Origin of the sequence: Pseudomonas sp. Q12-87, from assembly GCF_001269755.1 — a bacterium.
Lineage (GTDB): Bacteria > Pseudomonadota > Gammaproteobacteria > Pseudomonadales > Pseudomonadaceae > Aquipseudomonas > Aquipseudomonas fluorescens_S.
Genome location: NZ_LHVI01000023.1, coordinates 304,994 through 320,035, shown reverse-complemented (window position 1 = coordinate 320,035; position 15,042 = coordinate 304,994). Strand labels below are relative to the sequence as shown.

General features: G+C 60.8%; 14 protein-coding genes. 12 read left to right on the top strand and 2 right to left on the bottom strand.

The genetic code is table 11. The features are described from left to right. The first annotated feature begins 117 nt into the window (after nt 1–117). The 9 genes from AD663_RS18110 (at nt 118) to AD663_RS18070 (ending at nt 6,154) form a co-directional block, all read left to right on the top strand. The gene (locus AD663_RS18110) at nt 118–1,377 is read left to right on the top strand and encodes a winged helix-turn-helix domain-containing protein (protein WP_003183562.1); all 1,260 of its coding nucleotides are present in this window, start codon (nt 118–120) and stop codon (nt 1,375–1,377) included. After that, on the top strand, nt 1,374–1,847 hold the full coding sequence (locus AD663_RS18105) for a transglycosylase SLT domain-containing protein (protein WP_003183560.1): 474 nt from the start codon (nt 1,374–1,376) through the stop codon (nt 1,845–1,847). The genes AD663_RS18110 and AD663_RS18105 overlap by 4 nt, the downstream gene beginning before the upstream one ends. Before the next feature lie 118 nt (nt 1,848–1,965). Further along, complete coding sequence (locus AD663_RS18100) at nt 1,966–3,138, top strand: PrgH/EprH family type III secretion apparatus protein (RefSeq protein WP_053214279.1); 1,173 nt, start codon at nt 1,966–1,968, stop codon at nt 3,136–3,138. A gap of 21 nt (nt 3,139–3,159) precedes the next feature. Beyond that, nucleotides 3,160–3,405, top strand: coding sequence for a type III secretion system needle filament subunit SctF (gene sctF / locus AD663_RS18095; RefSeq protein ID WP_003183556.1), 246 nt, complete (start codon nt 3,160–3,162; stop codon nt 3,403–3,405). 59 nt (nt 3,406–3,464) lie between these two features. Continuing rightward, nucleotides 3,465–3,773: a type III secretion system inner rod subunit SctI gene (sctI, locus tag AD663_RS18090; RefSeq protein WP_003183554.1), complete on the top strand. Its 309-nt coding sequence runs from the start codon at nt 3,465–3,467 to the stop codon at nt 3,771–3,773. Beyond that, the gene (locus AD663_RS18085) at nt 3,770–4,492 is read left to right on the top strand and encodes an EscJ/YscJ/HrcJ family type III secretion inner membrane ring protein (protein WP_003183552.1); all 723 of its coding nucleotides are present in this window, start codon (nt 3,770–3,772) and stop codon (nt 4,490–4,492) included. Before sctI ends, AD663_RS18085 begins: the two co-directional genes overlap by 4 nt. Beyond that, the gene (locus AD663_RS18080; protein WP_033046163.1) at nt 4,479–5,045 is read left to right on the top strand and encodes a secretion system protein; all 567 of its coding nucleotides are present in this window, start codon (nt 4,479–4,481) and stop codon (nt 5,043–5,045) included. The genes AD663_RS18085 and AD663_RS18080 overlap by 14 nt, the downstream gene beginning before the upstream one ends. Next, the gene (locus tag AD663_RS18075; RefSeq protein ID WP_003183548.1) at nt 5,017–5,727 is read left to right on the top strand and encodes a hypothetical protein; all 711 of its coding nucleotides are present in this window, start codon (nt 5,017–5,019) and stop codon (nt 5,725–5,727) included. The genes AD663_RS18080 and AD663_RS18075 overlap by 29 nt, the downstream gene beginning before the upstream one ends. Next, complete coding sequence (locus AD663_RS18070) at nt 5,717–6,154, top strand: hypothetical protein (RefSeq protein WP_003183546.1); 438 nt, start codon at nt 5,717–5,719, stop codon at nt 6,152–6,154. The genes AD663_RS18075 and AD663_RS18070 overlap by 11 nt, the downstream gene beginning before the upstream one ends. A 198-nt stretch (nt 6,155–6,352) precedes the next feature. Here the strand turns inward: AD663_RS18070 and AD663_RS18065 are convergent, their stop codons facing one another. Then, nucleotides 6,353–7,837, bottom strand: coding sequence for a hypothetical protein (locus AD663_RS18065; protein ID WP_256217227.1), 1,485 nt, complete (start codon nt 7,835–7,837; stop codon nt 6,353–6,355). Nucleotides 7,838–8,059: 222 nt separating this feature from the next. On the opposite strand from AD663_RS18065, the gene AD663_RS18060 reads away from it, so the two are divergent. Then, entirely contained in the window at nt 8,060–9,079 is a 1,020-nt protein-coding gene (locus AD663_RS18060) for a quinone-dependent dihydroorotate dehydrogenase (protein WP_053214277.1), read from the top strand. A 313-nt stretch (nt 9,080–9,392) separates the two neighbouring features. On the opposite strand, the gene rmf is transcribed toward AD663_RS18060, so the two are convergent. Then, nucleotides 9,393–9,608 (bottom strand): ribosome modulation factor, encoded by a 216-nt coding sequence (gene rmf, locus AD663_RS28515; protein ID WP_003223300.1) that lies wholly within the window; start codon nt 9,606–9,608, stop codon nt 9,393–9,395. Nucleotides 9,609–10,140: 532 nt separating this feature from the next. Between rmf and rlmKL the strand changes: the two genes are divergently transcribed. Beyond that, nucleotides 10,141–12,411, top strand: coding sequence for a bifunctional 23S rRNA (guanine(2069)-N(7))-methyltransferase RlmK/23S rRNA (guanine(2445)-N(2))-methyltransferase RlmL (gene rlmKL / locus AD663_RS18055; protein ID WP_053214276.1), 2,271 nt, complete (start codon nt 10,141–10,143; stop codon nt 12,409–12,411). Between the two features lie 144 nt (nt 12,412–12,555). After that, entirely contained in the window at nt 12,556–14,940 is a 2,385-nt protein-coding gene (locus AD663_RS18050) for a GGDEF domain-containing protein (protein WP_003183538.1), read from the top strand. Nucleotides 14,941–15,042 lie beyond the last annotated feature (102 nt).

Here is a 15,042-nt window from a genome sequence, read left to right as displayed (position 1 = left end):
AGCCCTACGGAATCGCGCCACACAACTTCCTATAGTCAGGCGGCTCGTCATCTGGAGCCTGCTCTAGCGCAGGCTTAATCGCGCTTCAGTAACTTTCTATAGAGAAGTATAAAAAGTATGGACAGTGCAACTGATCAACCGCTGGTGAAGTCATTCGTTTTTGACCACTGGCTATTGCAAAGCGATGGAACGCTGATGCGAGATGGACAAGGAGTTCATGTTCCACCCAAAGAGCTGCACGTGCTGCGCCTGTTGTTGACGTCCGCAGGTACGGTCGTCAGTAAGGATTATTTGCTGGACCATGTCTGGCCCCGGATGGATGCGGCGGAGGAGTCGCTGACGCGCTGCATCTACGCTTTGCGTAAGTTGCTCAAGGAAAACAAGGACTACATTGCGACGGTCTACGGCCAGGGCTATCGATTCACCGGTTCGGTGGTCGAGCTCGACGTGCCGCACTCGGCCTGGGCAGTGGCGCCTTCGCTGGCGGTTTTGCCTTTTCGTCATTTGGACGAGTTGGCGGCGCTGGAACTGCAGGATGTGATGATCCGCCAGTTGAGCACGGCGTTCGGCGAGGCGTTGCATGTGATGCCCTCGGGGGTGATCGCGGCCTGTGGGGCATCGGAGGATGTGCGTTCGTTGGCCGGCCGGTTGTCGGCGGATTATTGCTTGAGCGGGCGGTTCATCGGTTCGGGTGGGCAGCGACACTGGTCGGTTGAGTTGATTCGTGGCAACGACCAGGCGCTGGTCCATGGGCAGACGCTGGACGCCCATGATCCTGGCGAGGCCCTTGGTGCATTGACGTGCCTGGTGGCCCAGCGTGTCGCCGGGTTGCGTCCAGTCGGTGATCGTTGCAGTTCGTACCCGGTGGCGGTGGCGTATCTCAACGGGCTGTGCAGCTTGCAACAACACACGGCGCAAAGTCTGCGCGATGCTGCTGTGCTGTTCCGCCAGTGTTTGAAACTCGATGCCGGCTACGCGCCGCCCTGGTGCGGTCTGGCGGATGTGTGGCTGGGGCAGGCGATGATGGGGCTGGGTGATCAGGGGCGTGCCATCGAAGAGGCGCATTCGGCCGTTTCCAATGCCCTGGCGCTGGACCCTGGCAGCATCCCGGCGTTGACGCGCCTGGCGTTGCTCACCAGTTTGCGTGGCTGCGAGGAAGCGGCCCAGGTGTTGTTCCGGCGCTGCCTGTTGTCGGCCGATCAGGCTGACGTGCTGTATTTTCATGCCTGGCATCACTGGTTCTGGCGGCGCAACGAGCAGGCGGCGCAGATGATCGACCAATGTCTTCAGCATGACCCGGGTTGTGTGCGGGCGCAGATCTTGCGAGTGCGCATTCACGAGCAGCTGACGTGGATCAGCGAGCGGCGCCTGGCATGAGGCGGCGCAGGAGCAAGTGGTTATGCGTGCCGATGTGTCTGGGCCTGGGGCTTGGCATGGCCCAGGCCCACGCTTGGTGCTGGAGCAGGGCGGGGCAGTTGCACGCCATCGAACCCGAGCTGCTGCAAGCGATTGCCGATGTCGAATCCGGGCAGCGGCCAGACGCAATCAACCACAACCGCAACGGCACCCGCGACATCGGACTGATGCAGATCAACAGCATCCACCTGCCCCGATTGAGTGCCCAGGGCATTACCGAGCAGCGCCTATTGGATGAGCCTTGCCTGTCGGTGGAGGTCGGTGCGCAGGTGCTCGCTGAATTCATCGCCCGCTACGGCTACAACTGGACGGCGGTCGGCGCCTACAACGCCGGCCATTCCCCTCACCGTCAGGCTGCGCGGCTTCGCTATGCGCGCAAGGTCTGGAAACGCTACCAAGCGTTCACCCAGGCGCGAATGGCAGCGCCATGAACAGGGCTGGCTGCGGGATTCTGATCCTTGCCGCAAGCAATCGGCAGAATTCGATCAGGAACCCTGCGGCTGGCCTTTCTAACCTGTCCGCTCATTCGACTGCCTCGGAGCCCGGACGGTGACAGACCCGACGGCCACCCTTCTAAAACCCAGCATTGTGCGGATCCTCAACGGTGCGCTGCAGGGCTGCGAGTTTCCGGTGGGCAAAAGCACTACCTTGTTCGTGGTAGGGCCCGTGGATTTGCTCGGAGACGGCGCACGTTCTGCCAGTGTTCCGGTAGAGGCCATCTTCGTTCCGCTGGAGGAAGGTGGGCGCAATTTCGAGGTGCTGGCCGACCAGGCCACGACGGACGGCTTGCCGTTGCGGTTGCTCGGCGATTCGGTGGAAGTACGCCATTGTGCGTTCCAGACCAGGGTGCAAGTTGGTGGCTTGCTCATTGCCTTGCGTCCTGAAGGTCAACCCTGGGCTGCCGAGTGCCTCGGTCATTCACCCGGCGTTCGGTCCGATGCTTTCGTGGGAAGGGGCGCTCATGGGATGCGATGGGGGGCCGGCGCTCTGGCATTGATTGTGTTGATCACTGGGGTGGGGCTCTGGTCGATGCCGGGGGCGACGCCCGAAACCGATATCCGCGCGCTCATTACTGGCGCCAGTGCGCAGGTCCAGGTGCTGTCGGGGCGCGATCAATCGGTCTACGTGTTTGTGTCTTCCGAACGTGATGCCGGTTGGAGCCGGCAGGTGCTGACGCGCCACAACGCCCCGAACGGCAAGGTGATAATGGTGAATCAGGAGCGCCGTCGGCTGGAGCAGGTGTTGGCCGATCACGATCCGCAACTGGCCTGGCATTTTCTCGACCTCAAGGACCCGTCCATGCCGCGCCTGGTGCTCAGCGCGCAACGCAACCTGCTTACCCCGGAAAAACAGGCCAGGCTGATCGATAGGCTGCTCGCAGCGGCGCCTTATGCCCGTGATGTGGTGGTGCAAATGCAGGATGACAAATTGCTCGCCGACCTTGCGCAGGGAGGTTTGCAGCGACTTGCATTGGCGTTCAATCGGGTCGAGCACTTGGACAGCGTCACGTTCGCGGTAGAGGGCGATCTGCAGGATTCCGAGTTGTCCGCTGCTCGCCAATATGTCGAGGATTTTTACCGGCAGTGGGGGGAGCGCTACGTGCACTTCGCTGTCGAGCTCAAGGATGACTCGCTCAAGAGCCTGTCGTTCCAAACCGGCCCACAGGGCTACGTCAAGACGAGTGCTTCGTCCTGGCTTTTTTCCAACCAACAAAGTAGGTGACGTATGCCTGGAATCCCAATCATGTTTCCCGAATTTCCCGACGACTTTCTCGGCGAGCAAGCCGCAGCGTTCGAGCGTGGCGCCCAGGGCCTCAAGGACGCCTTGGACCAGGCGCTGGAGGACCTCAAGCTCGATGCATCCGACCCTTCAAAGCTCGCGGCCTACCAGACTGCGTTTTCGTCGTACACGGTCTTTCGCAACGCCCAGACCAATACCATCAAGGGTTTCAAGGATATCGACATGGCAATCATCCAGGCGGCTCGCTGACGCTGGCCTTTTTCGACTGGCCATCGGGCGTGACGATGGCCATTTCATGAGTGCATCGTATGTCCATTCCCAGTGTTTCCCCTTCGCTTGTTCACGGCTCGACCTTCGTTGATCTGCGCGGCCCGCAGGAAGGCGCGGTCGTTTCACTTGAATCGCGCTTGATCGAAGCGTTCGCCGGCTCCGCCGTAGACAGCCGGCAAGGCGTCGCAGCGATCAATCAATTGTTGCAGCGTCCGGACATCAGCGACCCCGAAGTATTGGCTCAGTTGCAAGAGCTGACCGGCCAATACAACGTCGACATCAATTTGCTCAACGTGCTGGTACGCAAGGCGGTGGGCACGGCAGAAACCTTGTTGCGCGCGTCATGAAACCGGGCGTGTTGTGGCTTTTGTTGTGCCTGGTGCTGGCGGGGTGTCGCCAGCCGAATCTGTTGGAGGGGCTGGATCAGCAGCAGGCCAACGAAGTGCTTTCAGTGCTGCAACGCAACAACATCGCGGCGGTGAAAGTCGATGTTGGCAAGGCCGGTTATGCGGTGAAAATCGATCAGTTGGATTTTTCTGCCGCCGTCGATTTGCTCAATCTCTATTCGTTACCTTCACGGCCACGCCTGCAAGTCGCCGAGATGTTTCCCTCCGACTCCCTGGTGGCCTCGCCCCGCGCTGAAAAAGCCCGCTTGTATTCGGCACTGGAGCAGCGCATCGAACAGTCGCTGGCGGTGCTTGAAGGTGTGGTTTCCGCCCGGGTGCATGTGAGTTATGACCTGGATGCCGGCGAAGGCGGGCGCAAGTCGCCACCGGTTCATCTCTCGGCCGTGGTGTTGCATGAGCGCGATGTCGAAGCGCAGTTGTTGATCACCGACATCAAGCGTTTCCTCAAGAACAGTTTTGCGGCGGTGGAGTACGAGAATGTTTCGGTGGTCCTGTCCAAGCGCTCCCCGATCCAGCACGTCGCGCCGCTGAGGGACGCAACTCGGGGAGCTTCGCCCTGGCCGTGGTTGTTAGCGGTGGTGATTGGATTGCTTTTGGCCGGTGGCGGTGCCTGGGCCTATCGCCAGTCAAGCACGGGGCGGCGTGATGTCGGACTTTGAATGCTTGCAGCAAATCCTGGCGGAGCCACTGGTGTATCTGCATCCCCAGCGGCTGGTCGTTCCGGCGGGATTCGAGGGGGCCGAGGCGCAACGTGTTCTTAACCAGATAGTGCTCCAAGGATTGAGGCTAGAAGAGCCATTGCCGTTGATGCCACTGAGCAGCGTGGCTGTAAAGTGGGTGCGCGGTTGGCGACAACTGCCCTATATCGCCTTGCTGATGGGCGCCTGCCGCTTGATGCCCGAGTTGGCACGAGGCGCGGCGCTACTGCGTCTGCCCGTGTCGGTTCGCCGGTTCGCCAATTGCAGCGTGGCTGTTCGGGGTGGCCTGCCGATCGATCCCTCGCCTGTTTCTTTAGCGCAGGTCGAAGCGGCAGGTCTCAACGCGCTATGGAGTTGGCATGGGCACGTTCCGCCTCCGTTGCTCGAACGCCTGGCCCTGCAATTTACCGAGCCTGTCGTGCGCCTGCATCGGCAATGGCCGGTCGCGAAACCCGATCCCACTCTTTTTTTCATGGCGGTGCAGCATGCTCGACTCCATCCGGTCCTTGACTGACCTTTCGGTTGGCGAGCATGTGCATGTGGCTCGCGAAGACATCGCTGCGGCGCGTAGTCGCCAACGCTTGCAGCGTGAGGCCCGGCGCCGGGCGCGGGAGTGTGTCGAACAGGCCCAGCGCGATGCCGAAGCGGTGCATGCCCGAGCGTTTCAACAGGGCTATGCCGAGGGCGTCCTGCGTATGGCCGGGCACCTGGGCGATGGTTTGCTGAAATCGCAGACCCTGGGGCTGCAATTGCGCAACGAGCTGGCTCGGGCCGCTCATGAGCTGCTTGCCCAAGCCTTGAGTCAGCCCCAATGGCTGGATGAAATGCTGGAGCGTTGGTTGGCCGGGCAAGCGGACAATTGCGGCGCGGTGTTGCACGTGCTGTTGCCGTTGCATTGCCGTCTGCGGGGGCGTGAATTACGCGAACGCTTGAGCCAGCAATGGGCCGGCGAGCTGGTCTTGGAATATCACTCGCAGGAGCGCTACGTCTTGCGATTGGCGGATCAACTGTTGGAATTCGATGTTGAAACGATCCGGGAACGTCTGGCGCCAAGGTTGCTGGCGAGCATCGCGGCTCTGCCGGAGTCGGTTCGCTCCCTGGACCAGGTGGCGTTACAGGCCCTGACGGACTTGTGCTCAAGCTTCGTCGAGCGTCCCATCAATTCCACGGCAACCGAGGTTAACCATGAAGATTGAAACCATAAGCGGTCCCAGCGCCCTGGACCGTGACGCCAATCTGTCAGTCGAGACGCTGGAATCGCGACTGTTGGCTGCCGGCGAGCAAACGTCCGCCAGCAAACGCCCGGACCCGGCGTTCGAGCATTTGTATCAATTACTGCTGGCTATGGAAGGGCAGGGCGAGAAGGCCATTCATGCATTTCTTCGTACATTGCGCGGGGCGGATGGCGAAACCGCTGCGTACCCCACCGCCAGCGCGCTGATGGCGATCACGCTGAAGGTCCTGTTTCGCTTGAAGGAAGAGGGCCTGGAGAAATCGCCGCTTTACAAGGAAGTCAGCGGCGCGAATGGCTTGGCGTTTGCGATGGATGTTTTCGTCAAGAGTGTGATGCGGGATGTGTTTCAGCCCATGGGCGATGACGCTTGGGAGAAGAGTGAGTGGTGAAGGGGACCATACCCTTAAGGTCCATGAAGAAATAAAGACAAAACGATAACCCGTGGCGAGGGAGCTTGCTCCCGCTGGGGCGCGAAGCGGCCCCCGTCTTGGGTCTGCTGCGCAGCCCAGCGGGAGCAAGCTCCCTCGCCACGGTTCGCCTCGCCTGACCGACCGGCGTCAGGCAAGGAACACGCCCTTTGCAAAAAACTATGCAGGCGTGCTGCGCGCGTTGACATAGCCCGTACCGGTACGCGCAGCGATCACCACGGCAGCGACCAACAGGTTGGCGATATGGTCCACCACTTCTTTGGGAATCGGCAGGGTTGAAAAGTAGCGGGAGGCCGATATGACGACGCCCATGATGATCTGGCCTACGGAGGTGCGTATCGCATTGGTGGACAGGAGTTGATTGGCCGCTTGTTCAGCGGTGGGTATTCGCAAAGAGATGGGGTTGATTCGAAACCCCTTTTCCGAAGGATTTTTTTGTAAGGCGTGCCCCGCTTCGCCCATGAACACTTGGCCAAGGATGTCGGCCGTGGCATTGAGCCCACCTCGCGTTATGTCGTGGCCCAGTTCCAGAGTCAGGGAGTCGAGAATCTGTTCGGCCTGGGCCTCAGGCGGCAGGTTTGGGTTGGTTTTATGTTTTTCGCACCAATTCGCAAGTTGAGAGGCCAAGCCTTCTGACTCTGGCGGCAATGGCTGGCTACCTTGCGCCATGACATACCCAGGACCGGAGTGTGGCGCGGTGTAGTTCATTCCCGTGAAGGACAGGAATTGGAGCATGCCGTTCAGCAGGCCTGCGACCGCTGTACCGCTGGGGCTGGCTTTGGCATTGTCACCGGTGGGACAAAACAGGCTCACCAAATCCTGGGCAAACGTATAGAACGCCATTTGCGAGCCGAAGGAGGCCAATGCAGGTAGCGCGGTGGGCACGGAGACAGCGGCTGTGATGGCTATGAGCGATAGGATTAATGTGACAGAGCGTGCCATGCGTGTTTCTTTGGTTGCCGTATCATTGCACTCGTCCCTGATCGCTCCGAGGACGTTCAGCAACGGGCCAATGCTCTGGACGACTGCGCCGATAACGCTGCGTGTCAGCGCTGTGGTGGCAGTGGATTGGAGGGTTTTTTCCAGGGCGAATCCGATCATTTGCCTGAACACCGTAAGGGTGGCGGTGACCAGGCCGGTGCGTAGGCCGGAAATGGTCAGGTTGCTGGCCCAGCGTCCAAGATCGCCTTCGAATTCGTTGCGGGTCAGTTTGCCTAACAGTTCACCAAGGTGATTAATGTTGGTTTGGGCGCGTTGCATGAACGTGTCGGACGGTTGCGAATGACTTGAGCCTTCTAACATGTCTAGATGGGGTATGCCCAAAATGGTATCGACGAGCGGCTCGGTGTTGCGTATCTGCGATGTAATGTTGTTAACGAACTTAAGAATGTCGTTGCCACCATCGGCAGTATTTATTTCGTCGATAAGCCCATCGATTTCGATGGCGAGTTCTTCCAGTACGTTGGCCGTGCTTGGTGGAAGTTGAGTTTGCTGCTCAGCAGGGATGTGCTCATTGAGTATGTCCATGTCTATGCCAATGTGCGGTGGGGCCTCACCGACATTGATGACAGTGTCCGGTTTATCAGTACGAAAGGATCCATTGAGAATGGTTTGAGCGACAGGTGAACCTGGGGGAATAAGCATTTCCTGATCCTGCGTGGCGGAGGTCTGGTAGGGCTGCAATGGCAGCAGCAGGAATCTTTTGAAGGCTTTTTGCGGTACCAACTATCAAATAACGCTCCGAGGTGATGGCCCAGGGGCCTTGAGGCAAAGATGAACCTTCGGATAGCCAGGGTTCTCGCCGGTCGCCCTCCTGCCCGGTATAATCCCGACACTTTTTTATCGCCCAGAGAGTCAAACCCACCCATGTACACCCTGGCCCGTGAGCTGTTGTTCAAACTTTCCCCGGAAACCTCCCACGATCTGTCCCTGGACCTGATCGGCGCGGGTGGGCGTCTGGGGCTTAACGGCTTGTTGTGCAAGGCCCCGGCGAAATTGCCGGTGACGGTCATGGGGCTGGAGTTTCCTAACCCGGTGGGGCTGGCGGCAGGCCTGGACAAAAATGGCGCAGCCATCGACGGGTTCGCCCAGCTGGGTTTCGGGTTCGTGGAAATCGGCACCGTCACGCCGCGCCCACAGCCAGGCAATCCCAAGCCACGGCTTTTCCGCCTGCCGCAAGCCGAGGCGATCATCAACCGCATGGGCTTCAATAACCTGGGCGTCGACCACTTGCTGACCCGTGTGGCAGCGGCGAAGTACCGGGGCATATTGGGCATCAACATCGGCAAGAACTTCGACACGCCGGTGGAGCGCGCCGTCGACGATTACCTGATCTGCCTGGACAAGGTCTACGCCCACGCCAGCTATGTGACCGTGAACGTCAGCTCGCCGAACACCCCGGGGCTGCGCAGCCTGCAATTCGGCGACTCCCTCAAGCAATTGCTGGCCGACCTGGCCCGGCGTCGTGCCGAGCTGGCGTTGATTCATGGCCGGCACGTGCCGCTGGCGATCAAGATCGCCCCGGACATGACCGACGAAGAAACCACCCAGGTCGCCCAGGCCCTGATCGAGACGGGCATGGACGCGGTGATCGCCACCAACACCACCCTGGGTCGCGAAGGGGTCGAAGGGCTGGAGCACGGTGACGAGGCGGGTGGGTTGTCTGGCGCGCCGGTGCGGGACAAGAGCACCCACACCGTGAAGGTGCTGGCAGCCGAACTGGCGGGACGCTTGCCGATCATCGCGGCGGGCGGGATTACTGAAGGCCGGCATGCCGCCGAGAAAATCACCGCCGGGGCGAGTCTGGTGCAGATCTATTCGGGCTTTATCTATAAAGGGCCGGCGCTGATCCGTGAGTCGGTGGATGCTATCGCGGCGTTGCGTTGACTTAAGGCTGGGTGGAACTCTTGTGTGGCGAGGGAGCTTGCTCCCGCTGGACTGCGCAGCAGTCCTGAAACCGGCTGATGCCATTTGCCTGGCTCACCGTGCAATGGCTTTTTGGGTCTGCTGCGCAGCCCAGCGGGAGCAAGCTCCCTCGCCACAAAGGTGTTCGCAGCTCAGGCAATGATATAAAGCCCAGGCATTAAAAAGGGCTCCTCGAAGGAGCCCCCTGGGCCGTAGCCCGCCGTCCGGGTGGGACGCGCGTGGTTAAATCGATGTGGATATCAAATTGTCGAGTTCTTGAGTGTTAAGCCCTGTGTCAGCCGACGGCGTGAAGTTCGTTGAGTCTGTGGATACCCGCAGTGCCGGTCATACCGTCCCAGTTGTCGCCGCGTCCTTCTCGCCAGCCATTGATCCAGGCTTGACGTACCGACGGTAGAGTAAAGGGGCAAAGCTCACGGGATTTACCACCAACGCCATATTGGTAACCGCGTAAAAAAGCTCTTTCCAACGGATCACGCTTAAGTCTTCTCATAGGGTGTTGCCCTCACTTGTTGACTGTTGCTTAGCGTCGACCTCTATCGAGGCCGGGGCAGAATCATTCTGCCGTTGGTGGCTCGTTGCCGGCGTGACGAGCCGAGGTGTTGACGCCGTTGCGACGTCAACCTGTGTTGAGTTCTAACCAAAGCGTCACAGGGATGGAATGATCGTTTTGTCATAAGCACGTAACAATAAAGATGTTAGCGCCATAAGTAACATGATGTTCGATGCCCGCTAATGAGCCAGACCCCTGTATGATCGGCCCTGCGCTGAAGGGCGCCGTCCGTGCCCGGATGAGAATGTCCCCCCGTTGCACTCGGGTACTATTCGACGAAAGGGACGAGTTTTCATAATTTGTTGCACAGAATTTTTTATCTGCCCTCGCATCTAAGCTCTTTTAACCTGAGCAGCGAGGGCGGAAGCGGCACATCCTCGTGCCATACGGGTGCTCTTGAGAAAAGCACCTGATTGAACCCGGCCCGGCAATGCGTTGCCCGGTCCACTTAGCCAAAGGCTCTGGAACCCCAATGTCCGATCGTTTCGAACTCTTCCTCACTTGCCCCAAGGGCCTCGAAGGCCTGCTCATCGAGGAAGCCGTCGGGCTTGGCCTTGAAGAGGCGCGCGAGCACACCTCGGCGGTACGCGGCATGGCCGATATGGAAACGGCTTATCGCCTGTGCCTGTGGTCGCGCCTGGCCAACCGCGTATTGCTGGTGCTCAAGCGCTTCCCGATGAAGGACGCCGAAGACCTGTACCACGGCGTACTGGACGTCGACTGGCAAGACCACATGCTGGCCGATGGCACCTTGGCGGTGGAGTTCAGCGGACACGGTTCGGGCATCGACAACACTCATTTCGGCGCCTTGAAGGTCAAGGACGCCATCGTCGACAAGTTGCGCACCCCATCGGGCGAGCGGCCATCCATCGACAAGCTCAACCCGGACCTGCGCATCCACCTGCGCCTGGACCGTGGTGAGGCGATCCTCTCCCTGGATCTTTCCGGCCACAGCCTGCACCAGCGCGGCTACCGCTTGCAGCAAGGTGCTGCGCCGCTGAAGGAAAACCTTGCCGCCGCGATCCTGATCCGCGCCGGTTGGCCGCGTATTGCCGCCGAAGGCGGGGCACTGGCTGACCCGATGTGCGGCGTGGGCACGTTCCTGGTGGAAGCCGGGATGATCGCCGCCGACATGGCGCCGAACCTGCGTCGCCAGCAATGGGGCTTTACCGCTTGGCTCGGCCACGTGCCGGCGTTGTGGAAGAAGCTCCATGAAGAGGCCACCGCCCGCGCTGACGCCGGGCTGGCCAAGCCACCGCTGTGGATTCGCGGCTACGAGGCCGACCCACGGCTGATCCAGCCGGGCCGCAACAACGTCGAACGTGCAGGCCTGAGCGAGTGGATCAAGATCTATCAAGGCGAAGTCGCCACGTTCGAGCCGCGTCCGGACCAGAACCAGAAGGGCCTGGTGATCTGCAACCCACCATACGGCGAGCGCCTGGGCGACGAAGCGAGCCTGCTTTACCTCTACCAGAACCTCGGCGAGCGTCTGCGCCAGGCGTGCCTGAACTGGGAAGCGGCGGTGTTCACCGGCGCGCCGGACCTGGGCAAGCGCATGGGCATTCGCAGCCACAAGCAATACTCATTTTGGAACGGTGCGTTGCCGTGCAAGCTGTTGCTGATCAAGGTGCTGCCGGATCAGTTCGTGACTGGCGAGCGTCGCACCCCGGAACAACGTCAGGCCGAGCGCGAGCAAGCTGCCTATGACCAGGCACCTGAGGTCCCGCAAGAGCGCCAGTACAACAAGAATGGCAACCCGATCAAACCGGCCCCGGCGCCGGCCCCTGTCGTGGAGCAGGCGCGGTTGAGCGAAGGCGGGCAGATGTTCGCCAATCGCCTGCAAAAAAACCTCAAGTTATTGAGCAAGTGGGCCAAGCGCGAAGGTGTGGACTGCTACCGGGTCTACGATGCCGACATGCCGGAATACTCCATGGCCATCGACCTTTACCACGACTGGGTACACGTCCAGGAATATGTCGCACCCAAGTCCATCGACCCGGAAAAGGCCTCGGCCCGCCTGTTCGATGCCCTGGCGGCGATTCCCCAGGCGCTTAACGTCGACAAGAGCCGCGTGGTCATCAAGCGCCGCGAGCGTCAGAGCGGCACCAAGCAGTACGAGCGCCAGAGCGCCCAGGGCAAGTTCACCGAGGTCAACGAAGGCGGCGTGAAGCTGTTGGTCAACCTCACCGACTACCTGGACACCGGACTGTTTCTCGACCATCGGCCGATGCGCCTGCGGATCCAGAAAGAGGCGGCCGGCAGGCGCTTCCTCAACCTGTTCTGCTACACCGCGACTGCCAGCGTCCACGCCGCCAAGGGGGGCGCGCGCAATACCACCAGCGTCGACTTGTCGAAGACCTACCTGGACTGGGCACGGCGCAACCTGTCGCTCAATGGTTTTTCGGACAAGAACCGCCTGGAGCAGGGCGATGTGATGGCTTGGCTCGAAGCCAGTCGTGACGAGTACGACCTGATCTTCATCGACCCGCCGACCTTCTCCAACTCCAAGCGCATGGAAGGGGTGTTCGATGTGCAGCGTGACCACGTCCAGTTGCTGGACCTGGCCATGGCGCGCCTGGCGCCCGGCGGTGTGTTGTACTTCTCGAACAACTTCCGCAAGTTCCAGCTCGAGGACAACCTGGGCGAGCGCTACGCGGTGGAAGAGATCACCGCCAAGACCATTGATCCGGATTTCGCCCGCAACGGTAAAATCCATCGCGCATGGAAGATCATGGCGCGCTGATGAATTTTCTGATTGGATCCATGCAGGCCTTGTAATTCAAGGCTTCCAGCTCATTTTAGGGCTGGTCAAACTGATGGCTAATAGCTATAACTTAGCCAGCGGCCGGGGCTGATCCTATGCCTGGCCCCTTTCTGAGTTGCGTTTATGGCATTGCATCAGGTGCGTCCCAGGATCCTGGGCTTTATCAGCGAAGATGTATCGGCCTGGCTGGTGGCTTCGCTGGTCTTGCTCGCCGGCCTGTTCCTGACCGGTCTGTTGTCGTGGGCGACGATGAATCTGTTCAATCAGCAATTGCGCCAGCGCTTCGAGCTACAAGCCGAGGAGCGTTTCAGTCGCATTGAGGAGCGTTTCCAGGAGCAGGAACAGCGCCTCGATGGCCTGAGGCGTTTCTTTGCCAATTCGGAAGGGGTATCCAGCAGCGAGTTCCGTGGTTACGCCGACGCTCTGTTGAGGCGCACCCGGGCACTTGCCTGGGCGCCCCGAGTGCCTGGAAACGAACGGCAGTCGTTCGAGCAGCAGGCGCGGGCCGAAGGCGCCCCCCGCTTTACCATCCTCGAGGCGGACGGCAAGGGCGGTTTGCGCCAAGTCGCCGAACGGGACGAATACGTGCCGGTGCTCTATGTCCAGAGCCAGGCTTCCTACGGGGGGCCACAGGGCCTGGATCTGCTTAGCGATCCCGTGCGCCGCGCAACCCTTGAACGGGCTCATCAGCGTGGCGGACTGGTCGTGTCCCAACCCCTGGACCTGCTGGGCGCCGACCCGGTGCTGGCCCGCGGGGTTCTGCTGGTGGCGCCGGTCACCCGGGAAGCGGCGAGCGAACCGTTCGGGTACGTCGTGGCAGCCATCAGCATGCACCAGTTGGCGGGTGATGGCCTGCCGACTGCGGGGCATGACAACCTCTCGATGCGTATCCTGGACCTGTCGACAGACGACCGGCAAGAAGCGCTATACGAGTCTAACAACCCACCGGACCACAGCGATCTTTCGGCGAGCCGCCTGTTGCGCCTGGCCGATCGCGACTACCGGGTAGATTTGCGACCCAGTCGCGCGTTCCTGTCGACCAATCACTCTTCAGTGACGAGCCTGATGGTGCTGGGGAGTCTGCTCAGCCTGCTGCTCAGCGCCTTGCTCTACGTGTTGGTCAGCCAGCGGCAGCGGGCCTTGAAGCTGGTAGAACAACGCACCCATGAACTGCGTGCCCGAGAGCAGGAACTGCGGGGTACTCACGGCCAACTGCGCGGTGTGCTGGATGCGGCGACCCAGGTGGCGATCATCGCCACGGACCTGCGTGGCGTCATCACCACCTTCAACGCCGGTGCCGAGCAAATGCTTGGCTATCAGAGCTGTGAAGTGTTGCAGAGCATGACCCTCGAAAGCCTCCACCTTCCCCGTGAGCTCCAGGCCCGCGCCGCGCAACTCGGCGCTCGTTTCGGCAAACCGATTCCCACCTGCCACGCGATGCTGCTCGAGGGCGGCGAACAAGGCGGGCAACAGGCGCGAGAGTGGACCCTGGTGCGCCGCGATGGCAGTCACCTCACGGTCAACATGCTGGCGACGCCGATGCTCGACGATCAGGGCCTGTGGGTCGGGCACCTGGCGATCTGCATCGACATCACCGAACGCAAGCGTGTCCACGAAGCACTGGCGGCCCGCGACCTGTTGTTGAAAAAGCTCAGCGCTCATGTTCCTGGCGGGATCTATCAGTTCAAGATGGATTTCAATGGCCGTTTCAGTGTGATCTACGCCAGCGACGGCATTCGCGATATCTACGAGCTGGAACCCAATGTGCTGGTGCAGAACGCCGAGGCGATCTTTTCCCGGATTCATCCGCTGGACAGCACGCGGGTCCGCGCCTCGATTCGGGCATCGGCCGCGACTTTAAGTCCGTGGCGTGAAGAGTATCGGGTACAGCTTCCCTCGCGCGGCTTGCGATGGGTGCGCGGCGAGGCCACGCCCGAGGAACTGCCCGGAGGCGGAGTGCTGTGGCATGGCTACGTCTCGGATATCTCCGACCTCAAGCGCGTGGAAGAAGAGCTGCGGGCCTTGTCGGTCACCGACGCCCTGACCGGCATTCGCAACCGGCGATATTTCCAGGATCGCCTGACGTCGGAAATGGCCCGGGTCGAACGCGGCTCCGGTGGCCTGGCGGTCATCATGCTCGACATCGACAACTTCAAGCGCATCAATGACCGGCACGGCCATGCGGTGGGCGACCGGGTGCTGCAAGCCGTCTGCCAGCGTGTATCGCAACGGTTGCGACGCACCGACGTGTTCTGCCGGCTGGGGGGGGAAGAGTTCGTGGTGCTATGCCCGGACACGGACAGTGACAGTGCCTATTCCCTGGCGCTGGAGCTTTGGGAAAGCTTGCGAGCTGCGCCCATTGATGACGTGGGCGTCGTCACCGCCAGCTTCGGTATCGCCACTTGGCGCCTCGGAGAAGGCGCCGATGCGCTGCTGCTGAGGGCTGACTCGGGGGTGTATGCGGCCAAGCAGTCCGGGCGGGATCGGGTTGAGGCGCAGTTGAGCTAGTTGTTTTGCTGGATGCGCGCGGTCAATTGTGGGAGCGGGCTTGTTCGCGAAGGCGGTGTGTCAGGGGCATTGATTAACCTGACAATCCGCTTTCGGGGGCAA

Bases quoted from the DNA above. Each gene is read 5' to 3' on its own strand.
- sctI (WP_003183554.1), top strand. From the start codon at position 3,465: ATGTCCATTCCCAGTGTTTCCCCTTCGCTTGTTCACGGCTCGACCTTC.
- AD663_RS18075 (WP_003183548.1), top strand. From the start codon at position 5,017: ATGCTCGACTCCATCCGGTCCTTGACTGACCTTTCGGTTGGCGAGCAT.
- AD663_RS18110 (WP_003183562.1), top strand. From the start codon at position 118: ATGGACAGTGCAACTGATCAACCGCTGGTGAAGTCATTCGTTTTTGAC.
- AD663_RS18105 (WP_003183560.1), top strand. From the start codon at position 1,374: ATGAGGCGGCGCAGGAGCAAGTGGTTATGCGTGCCGATGTGTCTGGGC.
- sctF (WP_003183556.1), top strand. From the start codon at position 3,160: ATGTTTCCCGAATTTCCCGACGACTTTCTCGGCGAGCAAGCCGCAGCG.
- AD663_RS18060 (WP_053214277.1), top strand. From the start codon at position 8,060: ATGTACACCCTGGCCCGTGAGCTGTTGTTCAAACTTTCCCCGGAAACC.
- AD663_RS18080 (WP_033046163.1), top strand. From the start codon at position 4,479: ATGTCGGACTTTGAATGCTTGCAGCAAATCCTGGCGGAGCCACTGGTG.
- AD663_RS18085 (WP_003183552.1), top strand. From the start codon at position 3,770: ATGAAACCGGGCGTGTTGTGGCTTTTGTTGTGCCTGGTGCTGGCGGGG.
- rlmKL (WP_053214276.1), top strand. From the start codon at position 10,141: ATGTCCGATCGTTTCGAACTCTTCCTCACTTGCCCCAAGGGCCTCGAA.
- AD663_RS18050 (WP_003183538.1), top strand. From the start codon at position 12,556: ATGGCATTGCATCAGGTGCGTCCCAGGATCCTGGGCTTTATCAGCGAA.
- rmf (WP_003223300.1), bottom strand. From the start codon at position 9,608: ATGAGAAGACTTAAGCGTGATCCGTTGGAAAGAGCTTTTTTACGCGGT.
- AD663_RS18070 (WP_003183546.1), top strand. From the start codon at position 5,717: ATGAAGATTGAAACCATAAGCGGTCCCAGCGCCCTGGACCGTGACGCC.
- AD663_RS18065 (WP_256217227.1), bottom strand. From the start codon at position 7,837: ATGCTTATTCCCCCAGGTTCACCTGTCGCTCAAACCATTCTCAATGGA.